This window comes from Streptomyces sp. NPDC088706 (assembly GCF_044752765.1).
GTDB lineage: Bacteria > Actinomycetota > Actinomycetes > Streptomycetales > Streptomycetaceae > Streptomyces.
Genome location: NZ_JBIVLW010000001.1, coordinates 640,958 through 657,836, shown reverse-complemented (window position 1 = coordinate 657,836; position 16,879 = coordinate 640,958). Strand labels below are relative to the sequence as shown.

Below are 16,879 nucleotides of genomic sequence, written 5' to 3'. Positions count from 1 at the left end.
TAGGCTCTCCCTGGTCAGGGCGCTCGTCGTGGGGGCAGGTCGCCGAACGTAGTGGCCTGATGCTCGAACGGCGCTTAGGGGGAACATGGCAGTCGCATTGCCTGAGAAGGGTCGACAGGTGCGCGTGGACGGCGCGCTAGTCACCGTTCGCGATGCTGACCATGCCGGTGACGGCACTGTTGAGCTGTTCGTGGTAGACGCAACTGGGTCTCCCCAGCGCGTCCTGCTGACGGCCTCCCAGCTGGAGGCTGGCCTGATCCCGGTTAATGATCGAGGCGGCGATCCAGACAGGGCCTTGACTGGCTTATGGGGCCGCTGGATGCAGCACGCGGTACCTCGTATTCGGTCCGCAGTGTTGGCGACTCGCCCCCTTAAGCCGTTCGCCCACCAGGATGAAGCTGTCCACGGGCACATGCTTACTCAGCCGCGTCTTCGGTTTCTGCTCGGTGACGAGCCCGGAACCGGTAAGACGATCATGGCTGGGATGTACTTAACCGAGGGGCGTCGGGTCGGCCTTATCCAGGGCCGTGCCGTGATCATCGTGCCTGCACACTTGGTCACGAAGTGGGAGCGAGACCTCCAGCGCCTCTTCGGGGTAACGGCCAAGCGCATCACTGCAGCCGTCGCAGCAGACCCGGCCGATCTGGACCCGCGCTATGACACCTGGCTTGTCTCTCTGGACCTCTTCACCCATAACGGTGAGGTTCGCCGCAAGGTAGCCGGCTCACACAGTTCCTGGTCCCTGGCGATCTTTGACGAGGCCCACCGACTCACTCCGACCAGTCAGTTCCTCGCCGCGGCACGCCAGGTTGGCGACTGCTCCCACCACCTACTGCTCATGACGGCCACGCCGCATCGCGGCAAAGAGCACTACTTCCGCGCTCTGATGAATCTGCTCGACCCCACGCTGTACCCGTGGGAGCCGCGCAAGACTGACTACGAAACGTCGCTCATTCCTTCGAAGCTGTCGTTCCTACGTCGCATGAAGGAAGACCTGGTCGGACACGACGGGTCGAAGCTGTTCAAGCAACGGTTCTCCGAAACCATTTCGGTGGATCTGAACTCGTATGAATCAGCGGTGTACGACGCGGTCATGGACTACGTAGAGATCTTCTACGCGGACTCCGCAACGTTGGCACGCTCGATCTACGGCAAGCGAGCTGCATCGTCGCTGTCTGCCGTCGCTGCGACGCTGCGTCGTCGTCAGGCTGCTCTGATGGGTGCCGCCCATGAGCGTACCCAGCCTGTCCTTCCGGAGGGGCTCCTCACAGCGCACGGTCTCGGTGCTGCGGCAGATGATGACGAAGCATGGGCGCGAGCAGAGACGGCGCTCGTGTCCGCGCGAACCAAGGACAAACCTCGCGAGCTCTCAGAAGTCGCCGCCATCCTCGAAACGTTGAGCAGGGCTGAAGCCGCCCAAGCGCCAGCGAAGTGGTCCCATCTGATGCAGCTCATGGAGCGCCATGGACTTCGTCAGGGCGAGGGTCAACTACTCGTCTTCAGCGAGTTCTCTGACACTGCGCGATGGCTCCAGGCACGCTTCGAGGAAGCGGGCTTCAGTTCGAGAATCCTTGAAGGATCCGTCGATCACGCAGCCCGAGACGTGCTGCAGGAAGACTTCCTGGCGGGTGAGTTCCAAGTCCTGGTATCCACCGATGCCGGCGGTGAGGGGATTGATCTCCAGTCCGCTCACGTGATGGTTGACTGGGACCTACCTTGGTCGATGGTCCGTCTTGAGCAGCGAATGGGTCGACTCCATCGAATCGGACAAGAGAACCTCGTTTACGTCTATCACCTGGTCGCTCCGCACACGAGGGAGGGCCGCGTACAGCAGGTGATGCTGACCAACCTGGAGAACGCGGGAAAGTCTCTCGAAGGCAAGGTCTACGACCTCCTGGACGCCACGGCCGATCGCGCCGGCTTCGACTGGGGCAAAGCCATGCTGGATGCTCAGGCTGGCCGAGAGGTTGTCGTTCCTGACACACAGACACTGATCGCTTCGGCACAGGCGCTCGTCGCCGAGGAGCGGAGTCTGGCCACACCAGCCAACATCTCGGAAGCCTTGGAGCGGTTTGCAGCAGACCGGCTGGAGGCCATCAACCCGATCATCGTCGAGGCGATGGTGGAGCAGGTTGCTCGCACCGAGAGTTGGCGAGTAGGGCCGGGACCAGCCAAGGGCATCCGGGAAGTGGCCGCGACCGTCGCACCATTACCTCAGGCGTTGGGTGGTATGTGGCACGCCTATGTGGCTGCGGCCGGTGACTCGGTGCGGCAGGCGATCAACGACGGTGCAGCTGGCCTGGATGACGTGATCGTGCTCGGTCCTACAGAGGAGCCCTTTCAGGAGCTTGTGGCACATGCACTCTCCCTCGGTGAAGCGGATCTTGTCCGCGGATCGACGCTGGTTGACAGTGGTTCGCTGACTTCGTACGTGCTGACCCTGTTTGATGCAGACATCCAGGTTCACGACGGCCGTACCAGGATCATCCGCAAGGCTCCGTTGCTCATCCGGTGTTCTCTTGGCCAGGCGATACCCGTCGCCTGGGACTCGCTCATGAAGCTCCGCGCACCAGTCGTCGAGGACCCGGGTCCAGGAGGCCCTGATTCCCTGCCGCCCGCGGTTCGTCACGATGCCCATGAGGCCGCCCGGGAAACCCTGCGCGGCCAGGTTGAGGCCCTCACAGAGGAGCGAAGGGCCTGGATTGTTGCTGCCCGTTCTCAACTAGACGCCACTCAATACCGATTTGAGGAGTCGATCGCGGACCGCCTGCTCGACGAGCGCCGCGCTCTGCTCGAGCAGTTCGCCGTGGCGAAGTCGTCGCGGGAGGCCGTGCTCGACGAGATCGCCGGCGTGAGCGCAAGTTCCGTACGGCTGGTCGGCTGGGTGAGTGTCACTGGTGGAGCGCGGGTCGAGACGCTGGGGTACGACCCGGACGCGGAACAAGTTGCCATTACCACCGTTGTCACAGAGCTCGAACGTCTGGGTTACGACGTTGATGATCGGCAGAGCTCCGGATTGGGCTACGACCTGTACGCCCGCCACCGGGTGACCCGGGAGCAACGGCTCATCGAGGTAAAGGGTCAGAGCGGTCCCCTAAGGGCCATCTGGCTCGAACAAAACGAGTGGGCGCAGGCCCAACAGCGCACGGATGCGTACTGGCTCTACGTCGTCGTTACCTGCGCGACTCGTCCATTCGTCGTTCTGCGGCAGCAGGATCCCGCCGCTGTCCTGAGTAGGCACCGGCGCGTCGAACGCTTTCAGATTCCGCTCTCTGAGCTCAACAGACTGATTGGAGACCAGTAGTGACTGCTGGCTCTGTCGTGAACGCGACGATGGGCACTGCTGGTGCCGCAATGACGGTGCATGCAAATGCTGTGCCAGATGCAACGGCACGAATGATTGACACCTGGTTTCCTTGCACTGAGGTGGACGCAGCCGTCACCACGCCGGCAGGCTCAGGCCGCAGTGAAAAGGCTCTGTTCACCTGGTTCGCGTCGAGGCCAATTGCCCAAGCGCGAGCTGCAGTGCTCTGCGCACTGCTCCCAGACACGCCCCAGAACCGGACCGATGTCAGGCTTGCAGTGCAGTCTGGTGAAGCGGGTGCGTTGGCGCGATTGCGTGAACAGGTTGCGGCTGAGTATCCAAATAAGCCCCCTGTTGTGCTCGACATGTTTTCGGGTCGTGGCATCATTCCGCTTGAGGCGGCCAGAGCTGGGGCGACCGCTGTTGGCACGGACCTTTCACCCGTGGCTACCTTGGCAGGCAGGCTGCTGGCCGATTACCCCCTGCGTGATTGGAGTGAGGAGCCGCCGATCTTGTTTGGCGGCGATTCTGGTCGGCGATGGCCTGCACCGGATAGGTCGACCCAGGCCGGAGAGGGGCAGGGATCAGAGACCCTGGCTCTCGACGGGATTTCAGTGGAGGAGCCTCGACTGCTGGCCGATGTGCGGTCTGTGCTGGCTGAAGTCGGCCGGCGGGTTGCTGTCGAAGTCGCCCCCTTGTACCCGGGAAGTCCGACTCGTGAAGGCGCGCTGCTATGGGCGTATCTCTGGGCAGTCACGATTCCGTGCGACGGCTGCAGGCGACGTTTCCCGCTGCTCGCCTCAATGGCGCTACGTCACCCATATGTGCGCACCGGTGACCAAGGGCAGGCCATGCGCCTATTTGGGGATGGTGACGCCTGGAAGATTGAGATCCACAAGGGAGTGCCGTCACAGAAGGGAACTTTCACAGCCCCGGAAGGCAAGCGGGGTAAGTCCGCGCGCTGTCCTTTTTCGACGTGTGGCCATGTGCACACGCTCGATGTGATCAAAGCAAAGGGATTTGCCGGCCAGTACGAGGATGCAATGCTGGCCGTAGGTGAGACCGACCCTGAAAATAATCAGAAAATCTTTCGGTTGCCGCGTTCCGAGGAGGTTGCGGCCGCGGCCACCGCTGATCCTGAGATTCTTTCTCCCATCAACGGCCATCGTGCTGTGCCGGATGAAGCCATCCCGGATGGAAATAAGGACAATGTGCGTGGAAGTGGCTACGGCTACTCGACGTACGGATCGCTAATGAATGACCGCCAGGCAGTATTGTTCGCCACTACGGCGCGCGTCATATCTGATATCCATCGAGACCTGTCCAGTGTTGTATCAGGTGACTATGCTGCCGCGCTAGCGAGCTACGCGGCAAGCAATATCATGCGTCAGATTCGGCGCAGCACCAGAGGTGCCGGCCTGTTGTCCCATGGGAATGGGCGCGGGACGGCGCAGAACCGCTGCCAGGCTGATCATATTTTCTCTTCACAGTCAGTTGTGAAACATCAATTTGACTACCTCGAAGCTGGACCCGGGGGAGGGCCTGGCACGTGGTCCTCTGTCTCTGCCAGCCTGGTAAATGCACTCAAGAAGATCCTGGATGAGACGCATGCGTCGGGTCGGCCTGGCCGATTTCGGCGGGCATCAGCAGTGGCCCTGCCGTTCAGAGATGCCACTGTAGATGCATTGGTGTGCGACCCCCCGTATTACGACATGATCGCCTATGCGGATTCGTCGGATCTTTTCTACGTGTGGTTCAAGCGTGCGCTGGGGAATGCGATGCCAGAACTGTTTGATGGCAGAGCAGATGGTCCTGACAGGCTGCAAGACAAAGCCGAAGAGATCATTGTGAAGGGCCGGGGTGCCAAGGGGGCCGGAGACCACAGGTCGAGCGAGAAGCGTTATGAGGCGATGCTGGCCAGGTCGTTCACCGAGGCGCGCCGCGTTCTCAAGTCTGACGGACACCTGACGGTGATCTTTGGACATTCGGACCCAGAAGCTTGGAAGAGGCTGCTCACTGCGCTGACAGATGCCGGGTTCGTCGTAACGTCTTCGTGGCCTTCGAGGACGGAGACCGCGGTCACGGGCGTAGCCACGATCTCCGTCACTGTGTCGATCGGTGCCCGTGTCGCACCGAGTCGCCGGCCAATCGGAATCGCTGCTCAGGTCGACGCGGACGTGGTTGCTGACGTCAAAGCCCGCTGTCGAGGTTGGGACATCGATGGACTTGCGCTGGAGGACCAACTCATGGCCTCATACGGGGCGGCGCTCGCGATTGTCGGCCGCTATGAGCGGGTGATCACCCCAAGTGGCGAGCGGGTCGCGCTTGAGCACTACATGACTCTGGCACGTCGGGCGGTGCGGGACGCAGTCGCTTTGCGGCTTGATGAGTTGCCTTTGGAGACATTCGACCCGCACACACGCCTCGCGGTCTTCTGGCATGAGCTTTATGGGCGCGCGGACGTACCGAAGGGCGAAGCTCGGTTCTTCGCCCAGTCGGACGACCTTCGTCTTGAGGATCTGCGGGGCCCGATTCTCCTGGAGACCAAGGCGGGGTACCGGCTGCGGCACGATGCCCCAGAGAAGGTCACACCGTCATCGAGCGTGTACGAGGTGATCCGCGCGATGGCGGCCCGGTGGTCGTCAGGCACTGAGGCTGTTGCAGCCGTTGTTGCTGACGCAGAATTGTCACCGACCGACGCACATCTGTGGGCAGTTGTCGACTGGGTTGCTGCCAAACTCCCCGGTTCGGACCCCGTCGCGGTTGCCCTCGCCGCCATCAAACGGAATCGCGGCACGGTGCAGGCATCCGCCGCGACCACGCCCACAGCACCAGCTGTTGTGCCGCACAGCCGCAATCAGATCAGCCTCTTCTAGGAGATGACGTGACCGCTATTACCCCTCCCGTCGCTCACTGGGCCGAGGTTCTGACGCTGCGGGACGAGGTTCGCCAGACTGAAGGGTCAGTAGGCGAGCTGCAGATGAGTCTGGCGAAGGCGGTCTATCAGACTGTCCCCGTGCCGTACGCAGACTCCACCTACTACACGGACATCACCCAGCCAACTCCAAAGCTTGTAGGGTTCCTGGGCCGAGTCGCGCGCCGTCTTGGCGTGAGCCATCTCGAAGCGCAGGCGTGCTTTCATCTCGATCAGGGGATGGGTGGCGGTAAGAGCCACGCACTGGTCGGAATCTGGCACATGATTAGTCGTCCTGAGGTCTTCTTCTCATCCGAGCTTGGTCAGGCGGTGAGCGTGGAGGCCAGTGCAGGTCGGAACGCGGTCGACCTGTCCCGAGTGCTTCCGGTCATTTTGACCTGTGACGGGATGTCGCCGGGAAAGACGGATCCTCGCTTTGGCCCCGCTACGGATCTATTTGGCCGCTTCCTGTGGCTGTTGTTCGCGGAAAACCCGGACAGGATGGCACGCTACCAGCATTACAGTAATCTGGGGGCGAACAAGGCGACCTTGCAGGCGGCCTTTGCCGAGGTTGATCGACCGGTTTTGGTTCTCATCGACGAACTCATGGACTACGCCATGGCGCTCACCGATGAGAGCGCTATCGGTGGGATGCCTGGCGAGCAGGCATTCCTGAATGCCCTGACCGACGCTGTGGATGATCAACCCGGCGTGGCTCTTGTGATCGTCATGATCAAGAGTGAGGAAGATCGGAGCGGCTATCATCCGGCAGCCGTAGCCTTTCGCGACTATTTGAGTCCGCGACTGCAGCGGAATGGGGAGACGGTAACGGTAACCGAGCCGTCCGACTTCGCGCAGATCATTCGCCGTCGTCTGTTTATTCAGGCCAAGACTGATGATGCAGAGGTTTCTACAGCTGCTGCTTTCACGGCTGCTGGTCAGCAGGGGGCGTGGAAAGATCAGGTATACACGCCGCTCGGTAGCAAGCGCACTCTGGCTGGGCTATCAGATCGGGTTGCTGAAGCCTACCCGTTCCACCCGGATCTTTTCGCTCTGGTAAGTAAGGAGTGGACCGTCGTTCAAGCCTTCCAGCGAGTGCGCTCGACTGTTTCGATCTTTGCTCGTACGGCTCTTTTCTGGAGTAACGAGCATAAATCGGGGCGCTGGGCTCCTGCCCTCATCGGCGTGGGTGATATACCGCTTCACACCAGCGCACTGGAAGCACTTCTCTCGAGTGGTGTGCTTGCAGGTAATGACCGGGCGATTCAGGGCTATCGAGCTGTGGCAACCACTGACATCGTCAACACTGGCGCCGGCGGCGGTACAGCATTTGTCCTTGATGCCGCGCTGAAGGCTAATGGAGTTGATGCCGGACAGCCAGTGCCGGCATTGCGGATGGGTACCGCGTGCCTAGCCTACAGTCTGGTACCTCGGCCTCGCGCGGTCCGGGGAGCAACCAAGGCTGAATTGTTGGCCGCGGTTGCGGGGCCTGGCGTTGACTATTCAGCGGCTGAAGAAGTGTTCAACGCCCTCGTGGCGAGCCCGGCTGAGGGAGGGCTTGGTGCCCTTGAGCGGAGCCGGCAAGGCAGGGGGCCTGAGCGTTTCTATCTGTCCATCAAGCAGACGCTTAACATGTACCACGCAAATGCTCTGTCGATGGTCAGTGGCGAAGGTTCGGTAGACATGGTATGGGTGCGTGCGCAAGCACTGGCGGAGAAGCACAGCTTCACCGCTCTCCACAAGTTGGTGCGCCCTGAACATGAAGCTTCTGCAGCCGCCGCTTTTTCTGGACTGGATTCTCAGCAGACGAGGCTCGTTGTCCTCGACCCGCGTCGCTGGACCCTGCTCAATGGTCGAGACCAGGCAACTCGGGCTGACATCGACGTCGCGTACGGAATATCCCCAGGGCTGCCCAGTACTTTTGCGGCTTCGATGGTGATGGCTGTGGCCACCACCCAACGACGGGACCGGGCGAAGGCTTTCGCCCGCGACTATCTAGCCTGGAATCAGGTTGTCGCTCAACTAGGCGAGGACAGCGAAGAGCTTGTCGAAGCACGCGCGCGCCGTGACCAAGCTAGTCGGAAGCTGGATGAGGCTGTCGTTTGGGCGTACCAGCACTATGCGTTTGTGTTGAGGACTGACAGTGGCCTCGCAGTGCAGTACAAGACGCTACCGGAGCCGCAGACATCGCTCTCTGGTCGTCATGTATGGACTGCCCTGGTAGCGGACGGCCGGGCCGTCCAAATGAACCAGCTCTCCGCCGAGTATGTGGCGCAGCTCATCACGTCGGGTCAGTATGGGCGGGACCTGACCCCTAAGGAGCTGTTCGCGCACCCCTACAGCGATCCGACCTGGCCGCTGATTCAAACGGACGAAGAGATGCGTCTGGCGCTGTTCAAGCTGGTCACGTCCGATGAATGGATGCTGACCGACAGCGACGGCGTGGAGATCCGTCCTGCGAGCGCGGCGCAGATCCAGGCAGCAACTCTGCAGCAGCAGCTCCGGCCGCGACTGCTCCTGACACCGCCGGGGCAACGGCACGGAGAGGAAGCTGACGCCGCTCACAGTAGTGCGGCCGCTGCCGGGGTGACCTCCGAGCGAATCAGTGAGTGCGGCTCGCCGGTTCCTGGCAACGCCGCGGTCACTATCCCGGTTCAGGATGGCAGGCCGTCCGAGCCATCGTTTGAGACCACGGTCATCAGCATCCCTCTCTCGTCGGTTACTGACCCTGTGAAGCGGGAGCAACTCTGGCATATGTTGCGCGAGGTGGCGTCGCTCGTTGACCCCGCGAAGTCGGGGCAGAACGATCTCCAGATGGTTGGCCTGCAGATCACGATTTCGGCCGGCACTGGAGAGACACAGAGCATGCTTGGCAAGGCATCGCAGGTACACGGTTCCAGCTCCGGAACAGAGCAGGACGACCTCTAAGGCGCCGCGTGTCGCGTACTGGCCCCGGGCACCCGTGTACCAGGCCGGACGTGTTGAGTGGATCGCGCGTATTTCGCTCGCGCGATCTGCTATCACCGCCGTGGTCTGTACACCAGACGGTCATCCAGCAGTCGGTGGATCAGGTCAGTCATCGACTGCGAGGCGGCTCATGCGGCGGACGCCCACCACGCTTCGACTCCGCGGTATTCAGGGAGCAGAGAACGGTCCGCCTGAAGCTATGGCGGCCTGAGCATGTGAACCAATGACCTTGGCATCATGCACCAGGCCGCACTCCACGGCGCGGCCATCTTTATTCGGGCCGCAGGTGACCAAGTAGGGGGCCTAGTACTCGTCGTCGGGGGGATCGGCGACTTCGTAGACGTCGGGTACAGCCCCCATCGCGTCCCTGCCCACGTAGTAGCGGATGGCGCTAGGGTATCGAGCCTCCTGCTCTCGGTACATCAGGACCCGTCCCATGAGGGCGCTGATTTGCCAATTGTCACCCAGGTAGGCGGCGAGCAGGCGGAATGCGCGGTCGGCAGAGAGAGGGCCCTCGGGGATGGTAAGCCGAATCCCGTCGATGTCGGCCCCTTGGTGCGCAAAGCGGAAAACGTAAGGTAGTTCTTCCTTCAGGTAGATGGCCAGCTCATGCGGCGTCAGATGAAGGGCCGGACCGTCAGTGCGAAGGGGCCACGACAGGTCAATCGGATGGAGAACGTCGAAGTGGTGGCTGTCGAGCCGGGTGAAGTCTCTCGCCCGTCCGGCGTCCCGGTTGCCGAAGCCGTTTTGGTTCCAGGGCGGAGTGAGCCCCTGGGCGCGAAGTCGCCGGATAACGAGGGATTCCGGTGCGACGTAGCTGAGGTCGTCGTCCAGTTTGAGGTAGCTGAACGAGAGGTCGCGGGAGTCGACGTAGCAGCGTCCGTCGATCTTCCTCAAGTGTTGTTTGAGACGGGAGGCGAGTGAGCGATCGCCTCTCCCGACGTAAACGATCTCCGGGTCGTCTCCGGGCCCTTGGTGGAGGAGGCAGACACCAGGCCAGTCCTCCAGCTTGTCGATGCTCGGGAGCGTGAGTTCGTGGCGCGGCTGCGCGGCGAGGATCTTGAGGAACAGGTCCTCGTGCTCCCGGGGTACCAGCCGGAATCCCGTGCCTCCGGTATATGCGACGTTGCGACTGAAGGGGTAGGACTCGACGGTATCCGTTCCACGCTGATTGGGTTCGGGGAGACCGCATGCTTTGAGTGTGTGCTTGAGGTTCGGGTAGATGTCGCTCAGGGCGAGCATCGGTGGGGCGCCAGGGATGCCATTTCGGACGATGTCGCGCAGGGCCCCGGTGAAGGACGTACAGGCAGTCTTCTGTTCTTCCGGCGGCGGCACGTGGGCGGCCTGGTCGGCCGCCGTGAGCGTGTAGACACCGCGGATGTCGGCGGCGTCCGCGAGGTGGCTCTCGTCGGCGCCCGCCAGGCCGTGGATGACACGGCCCGAGTAGCAGCAGTCGAGGATGACCAGCTTCACCTGGGCTGGTGAGTCGAGCAGGGCGCTGCGGATCTTGTTGTACTCCAGGCCGGTCAGGTCGGGGTAGCGGAGCTGGGTATGGCCGGTGGTCAGGCAGAGCGCGCCGGTCTTGGTGACGACCCCGTGGCCGACGAAGTAGATCAGCAGTGTGCCTGTAGTCTCCTCAGCCAGGCGGTGGAGCTGCAGCGCCAGCTCGGCAGCTCCGGCGGGATCCTCCACCACGAGTACCCGGTCCTCGGACCAGCCGCACAGGTCGGGGTTCGTGAGTAGCCGGTGCATTGCGTGGAGGCTGTTGAGCGCCGCGGGCACGTCGGGGAGAGATGCATCACGGTACCGCGAGACGCCGATCAGGACGGCGGTGTCGTCAGACGCCATCGGCGTCGTCGCCCAGGAAACGCTGGATCAGGGCCTCGGCCTCGGAGGTGTCGCCGGTCTCGAGTTCTAGGGTGCGGTCACCCCGGGTGATGGTAATGCGCACCTCGGTCGGAGTGCGGCGGCTCTGCAACCATGTAGCGAGGGACCCGGCAAGGACGGTCGCGATGCCGCTGGAGCCCAGCGAGACGGTCAGGAGATCGAGGCCGGCGCCGAGCTCGCCCTCGGCGGGGGCGGCATGGGCAATGCGAATACGTCCCTGGAGGCCCCGTTCGTGGCGGAGCCACTCAGTCAGAGCCAGGTGGTCGTCGAGAACGTCGCCCGAGGCGAGCGTGATCTGGACGTTCCTCGTGTCAATGTCCCCGGTGCCTTGCATTGCCTGTCCCCACCCCTGCGTGCATCTCGTGCCCGGAACTCCCGGACTGGTATGAGGAATCACCCTACGCGGCCTGGCCCCTGTTCGACCTGGATCGGGCGAACAGGAGCCAGGTGGGCGGCTGCGGTCAGAGGCGCTGACAAGTGATCGGGGGTGTTGAGTGGGGCGGCGTCGATGCGCACAGCGAAATTGATGCCCTTGTGCGCACGGATCACCAAGCAGTTGCCGAAGCGCAGCATCCGGTAGTAGCCAGGCTGTTCAGCGGGTACTCCCAGCCGCGAGCCTGCGCCGGAGTGAGGTATTCGGTGCAGCCGGATCCAAGCTCCATAGCCGACTACATGTGGACTAGGCCAGCGGGAAGGGCTGGCGGCCTGGACGATGATCGGCCCAAGGGAGTCCAGCAGGCTGGCCGCGGTGATCGGCGGCGTCAGAGACGTTGGTTCGCTTCACAGGCTCGTATGCCAGGCGGCAGCGCCCCGATCCCATTTCGTTGAAGGGGGACGCTCCGGAGTGGACGCGGATCAGGAGACTCAAGGGCAGCTGGGCCTGCGTGAGCGATGCGTGAGCGGACGGGCTCGGACGAACGCGGTCCGAGCCCGTCGGAGCTTACTCAGCTGGACGATGGGAGGCTGCTGACCGGGCAAGTAAGGACGGGTGAGTCTCAGGGTTGATCATCCTGGACGATCCCCTCGGGACTCATAATCCGTCGGCCGTGGGTTCGAGTCCCACCCGCCCACTACCGCAGGTCAGAGAAACGTTATGACCTGCGGAAACGCAACGTTCGAAGGCGCGAGAGCCTCGAACCGGCGAGTCGCTCGTGCGGCGTCGCGCCAGCCCCTCGACCTCTACAGGCCTGTGACCTGGGGGTTTTGGTCGGCTTCTTGACGGGACGGGTGGTGGGGTCGCCCACCCGCCCCCAGTTCACGCCCGTGGTGACCGGCCTGCCGGAAAGCGCGGGCAGGTGCTGTCCGCGGCCCATCCGCGCGTCGGGCGCTGTCCCACGGTCTGTGCGCCGGGTGCGGACGCGGCTCCCCATGACGACCCGCTGAACTCACCCCTCTGCTCCGGGGCCCCGTGCTGGCGCCGGAGTTGGGTTCCGATCTGTGCACTGCACAGGTGTGACCTTATTGCGCCCCTCTGTTTGGCGAAAAATCAAACCCGGGGGGACAGCCCCCGTGCGAAGTATTCGAGGGGGACCGAAAGATGCGTCAGCAGAGATACGTACGGCTGGTCAGTACCGCCCTGGCGGCCGCGAGCGTGGCCGTGGTGAGTGCGCTGCTGGTGGCAGGGGGAGCCGTCGGCGAGAGCGAGGCGCCGGCGGACGCGTCGACGTCGGTACAGATCGCCGCCGACCTTGCTGACCACGGCTGGGATGCACCGACTCCGTAGCGCCCGCTGGGATGCACCGGCTCCGTAGCGCCCGCTGGGATGACCGGCTCCGTAGCGCCCGCTGGGATGCACCAGCCCTGTGGCGCCGATGGCGCTGGGACGCACCGGCCCTGTAGCGCTGACGCCCGCTGGGACGCACCGGCCCCGTAGCGCTGAAGCCGCTGGGACGCACCGGCCCCGCAGCGCCGACGGACTCCGAGTGCCTCAGTGGCTGTCGTAGATCGTTTTCATAGGAATTTCCAGGAGGAACGTCACCATGACGATCAGTTCACTCACCCCGACCGAATTCACCGATGACGGTGCGATCGGGCCGGAGATCGAGCTGCGGAGCAAGATTTCCGTCGAGCTTGTCGATCACACCGCATCGGACCTCGGCGTGGTGCGGGCGGCTCGTGTTTCCACCGCCGGTGAGGAGGCTCATCGGGAGGAGCGCGGCGACAACTATATGGCCGGGCTCATCCAGTACCTGATGCGCAGCCGGCACGGCAGCCCGTTCGAACACAACTCGATGACATTCCTGGTGAATGCCCCCATCTTCGTGATTCGCCACATGATGCGTCACCGGATGTGGTCGTTCAACGAGGAGAGCGCACGCTACAAGAACCTGGAATCCGTCTTCTACGTGCCGGACAGCGACCGGCTGCTCAAGCAGGAAGGCAAGCCGGGGCACTACAAGTACGTGCCCGGCAGCGAGGAGGACTACGAGCTGCTGTCGCTGTCGGCGAGCACGGCCTACCGGGCGGCGTTCCGCGAGTACCAGCAGATGCTCGATGCCGGGATCGCCCGTGAGCTGGCCCGGATGGTCCTTCCGGTGGCCACGTTCTCGACCGTGTACGCGACGTGCAACGCGCGGTCGTTGATGCACTTCCTCGGCCTCCGTACCAACCGTGAGGACGCCACCTACGTGTCCCACCCTCAGCGCGAGATCGAGATCGTGGCGGAGCAGATGGAGGCCGAGTTCGCGCGCCTCATGCCGCTGACCCACGCGTCCTACGAGCGCTGCGGCCGCGTCAGCCCCTGACAGGCGGAGGAGTCATCGTATGCGCGTCACTGTGTACGCGGGATCAGCACTGGGCAACCGCGCCGTCTACCGCCAAGCCGCGGAACGGTTCGCCCGGGAGCTGGCGAGCGCCGGACACGAGATCGTCTACGGCGGCGGAGCCGTCGGCCTGATGGGAGTGGTGGCCGACTCCGCCCTGGCCGCGGGTGGGCAGGTGACCGGTGTCATTCCCAAGTCCCTCGTGGACGCGGAGGTGGCCCATCCCGGACTCACCGACCTGCGGATCGTCGACAGCATGCATGAACGCAAGCAACTCATGGCCGATCTGGGCGACTGCTTCGTGGCGTTGCCGGGCGGCGTGGGCACGATCGAGGAAATCCTCGAGGTATGGGCCTGGCTGGTGCTCGGTCACCATGACAAACCCGTCGTGCTGCTGAACATCGACGGCTATTGGGACCGCCTCCTGCGAATGACGAACCGGATGTCGGTGAGCGGATTCCTCCGTCCCGAGGAAGCCGGCACGCTCGCCTCCGTAAACGATTCCGCGGAATTGTTCGAAATGATCCAGCAGTGGAAGCCCCCGCCGCCCCGGTGGGGTTGACAGGAGAGGTGGTAGCGATGTCAGTCATGGAAGAAGAGATACGCGATAAAACCGCGCTCATCACCGTCGTGGACGGATATGTTCCGGTCATCGACCTGAGCGGATCCCGTTCGGAATCCGCCGACTCCCGGAAGCAAGTGGCCGCAGCCGTCGACAAGGTGTGCCGCACCAGCGGATTCCTGGTCATCGTCGGACACGGGGTTCCGGAGAAGGCCATCTCCGACATGTACCGGGCCACCCGGGAGCTCTTTTCGCTGCCGGCCCGGGAGAAGGCCGAACTGCTGGCGGATCCCGGGGATCCGCTGATGCGGGGCTTCGGCCGGCAGGGCAGTCTCGCCGCTTCGAACGAGGACGCGGCGGTCGAACGGGAGCGGGCCCTGCCGGACATCTCCGAGACCTACACGATCAACCGTCTCGGCGAGCGTGACGGGGCGCGCTCCCTGCCCGCGCACGTCGACCCCGCGCTGCGCTCCCCGAACCGCTGGCCTGCGCTGCCGGGCTTCTTCGACGCCTACCAGGCCTATTACGCGGCGATGGAGGACCTGGCCGGGCACATCATGCGGCTCTTCGCCCTCGGCCTCGGTCTTCCGGAGGACTGGTTCGACGACAAGATCGACCAGCACATGACCAACATGACGGCCAACTACTACCCGGCCCAGGAGACACCGCCCGAGCCGGGCCAGTTGCGCAAGGGTGTGCACAGCGACTGGGGCAGCCTCACCATCCTGTACCAGGACAACGGCACCGGAGGGCTGCAGGTCCAGTCGAAGACCGGGGCCTGGCTCGACGTTCCTGTCATCGACGGTTCGTTCGTGGTGAACATCGGTGACCTGATGGCCAACTGGACCAACAACCAGTGGGTGAGCACGGTGCATCGGGTCGTCAACCCGCCCGCGGAGCTCGCCGGGGCCGAACGGTACTCGATCCCCTTCTTCCACCAGCCCAACTTCGACGCGGTCATCGAGTGCATTCCGACCTGCACCGGTCCGGAGAATCCGCCCAAGCACCTGCCGGTGCGCTCGGGCGAGTACATCACCGGTAAGTTCCGCAAGGCCTACGGGGCCCCGTAACTTCCGCACCCGCCGGGAACGGCGGCGGTCACGCCGAGCTTGGCCCGGCCCATCCCTCCTGTCACCAGAAAGGCCTTCGCCATGCCCTCGGCCGCCGCCTCGCCCCCCGCGAGCAGACTGTCCCGGTTCGGGTTCCCCGAGATTCGCGGTTCGGGAAACTTCCTGTTGGCGAGCTTGATCCAGGGAACCGGGAACGGTCTGCTGCTCGCCTTCCAGCTGGTCTACTTCACCGCCACCACCACGATGTCCGCGGTGGCGGTCGGTACCGCGCTCACCCTCTCCCGACTGATCACGCTTCCCGCGCCGGCCGTGGTGGGGCCCCTGATGGACCGGTACGGGGCGCGACGCGTCGTCATCATCGGCAACGCCCTGTGTGCCGCGGCCTTCTTCGCGTTCCTCTTCGTGGAGAACTCCTGGCAGGTGGTGGCGACCGGGGTGGTGGTGCAGTTCGGCACCGCGATGTTCTGGACCGCCAACAGCGCCCTGGTCTCGATGGCCGCCCACCAGGGAGACCGCACCCGGTGGTTCGGCCTGATCCGGGTCATCCGGAACGTCGGGCTGGGCGTCGGTGGTGCGGTGGCCGCGTTGGCGACCAGCACCTCGGGGACCGCGGGCCTGCGCGCCCTGGTGATCGGCTGCGCATTGTCCTACGCAGTGGCCTGCCTGCTCATCGCCACGTGGCACCCGCGGGAACCGGGTCAGGGTGCGGCGGGCTCGCACTCCGAGGAGCGGACGCCCAAGGCGAGCTACCGCCTGCTCCTTCGGGACCATGTCTACCTGCGGCTGGTCGCGGTGAACGTGGTCTTCGTCCTGGCCGCGATGGTTCTCAGTTTCCTGCTGGCCATCTACGTGGTCGACGCGCTCTCCGCCCCCACCTGGCTCGTCGGCGTACTGCTCATCGTCAACAGCGCGCTGGTGATCGGCGCGCAGTCGATGGCCACTCGGCTGATCGAACGCCACCCCCTGACCAAGGTCATCGCCGTCGCCTCCGCGCTGGACGCCGTGGCCTTCGGCATCTACGCCCTGCTGGACGGCATGCCTCAAGGGGCCGTCATCGCCGGCCTGTTCCTGGGCATGATCATCTTTACGGCCGGAGAGATCCTGGCCTCGCCCGGCCTGGGAGAGCTCAGCGTCGCGCTGGCGCCCCCGCACGCCCTCGGGCGCTACCTGGCGGTGTTCCAGCTCTCCTGGACGCTCGGCATGGCACTGGCCCCGTGGCTGTTCACCACGCTGCTGAGCGCGGGACCCAGGACACCCTGGCTGGTGCTCTGCGCGCTCAGCGTGATCGCCATCCCCGCCGTCCGGAGCCTGCCGCAGCAGCGCACCCCGCAGGAGCAGCCGACCGGACAGGACGCTGTCCCCTCCGGCGCGGCCGGCTGACGCGACACCCGCACCGCCCGCACATCCATCCCA

At 64.0% G+C, this 16,879-nt stretch carries 10 protein-coding genes; 8 read left to right on the top strand and 2 right to left on the bottom strand.

The annotated features are described in order from the left end of the window. The first annotated feature begins 85 nt into the window (after positions 1-85). The 3 genes from ACIQAK_RS03030 (at position 86) to ACIQAK_RS03020 (ending at position 9,146) form a co-directional block, all read left to right on the top strand. Positions 86-3,304, top strand: coding sequence for a helicase-related protein (locus ACIQAK_RS03030; RefSeq protein ID WP_366388060.1), 3,219 nt, complete (start codon positions 86-88; stop codon positions 3,302-3,304). A 122-nt stretch (positions 3,305-3,426) separates the two neighbouring features. Then, entirely contained in the window at positions 3,427-6,180 is a 2,754-nt protein-coding gene (locus ACIQAK_RS03025) for a hypothetical protein (protein ID WP_366388061.1), read from the top strand. 8 nt (positions 6,181-6,188) lie between these two features. Then, on the top strand, positions 6,189-9,146 hold the full coding sequence (locus ACIQAK_RS03020; protein WP_366388062.1) for a DUF499 domain-containing protein: 2,958 nt from the start codon (positions 6,189-6,191) through the stop codon (positions 9,144-9,146). A gap of 342 nt (positions 9,147-9,488) precedes the next feature. Here the strand turns inward: ACIQAK_RS03020 and ACIQAK_RS03015 are convergent, their stop codons facing one another. Both ACIQAK_RS03015 and ACIQAK_RS03010 read right to left on the bottom strand, forming a co-directional pair. Continuing rightward, positions 9,489-11,033 (bottom strand): caspase family protein, encoded by a 1,545-nt coding sequence (locus tag ACIQAK_RS03015; protein WP_366388063.1) that lies wholly within the window; start codon positions 11,031-11,033, stop codon positions 9,489-9,491. Continuing rightward, on the bottom strand, positions 11,023-11,406 hold the full coding sequence (locus ACIQAK_RS03010) for a hypothetical protein (RefSeq protein ID WP_366388064.1): 384 nt from the start codon (positions 11,404-11,406) through the stop codon (positions 11,023-11,025). The genes ACIQAK_RS03015 and ACIQAK_RS03010 overlap by 11 nt, the downstream gene beginning before the upstream one ends. A gap of 1,203 nt (positions 11,407-12,609) precedes the next feature. On the opposite strand from ACIQAK_RS03010, the gene ACIQAK_RS03005 reads away from it, so the two are divergent. From ACIQAK_RS03005 to ACIQAK_RS02985, 5 genes are all read left to right on the top strand, one after another. After that, on the top strand, positions 12,610-12,795 hold the full coding sequence (locus tag ACIQAK_RS03005) for a hypothetical protein (RefSeq protein ID WP_366388065.1): 186 nt from the start codon (positions 12,610-12,612) through the stop codon (positions 12,793-12,795). A gap of 256 nt (positions 12,796-13,051) precedes the next feature. Beyond that, a complete protein-coding gene (gene thyX, locus ACIQAK_RS03000; protein WP_366388066.1) occupies positions 13,052-13,816 on the top strand; it encodes an FAD-dependent thymidylate synthase in 765 nt (254 codons plus the stop codon). Positions 13,817-13,835: 19 nt separating this feature from the next. Next, on the top strand, positions 13,836-14,396 hold the full coding sequence (locus tag ACIQAK_RS02995) for a TIGR00730 family Rossman fold protein (protein ID WP_366388067.1): 561 nt from the start codon (positions 13,836-13,838) through the stop codon (positions 14,394-14,396). A gap of 17 nt (positions 14,397-14,413) precedes the next feature. After that, positions 14,414-15,466: a 2OG-Fe(II) oxygenase family protein gene (locus ACIQAK_RS02990; protein WP_366388068.1), complete on the top strand. Its 1,053-nt coding sequence runs from the start codon at positions 14,414-14,416 to the stop codon at positions 15,464-15,466. Between the two features lie 165 nt (positions 15,467-15,631). Continuing rightward, entirely contained in the window at positions 15,632-16,846 is a 1,215-nt protein-coding gene (locus tag ACIQAK_RS02985; RefSeq protein ID WP_366388069.1) for an MFS transporter, read from the top strand. Positions 16,847-16,879 lie beyond the last annotated feature (33 nt).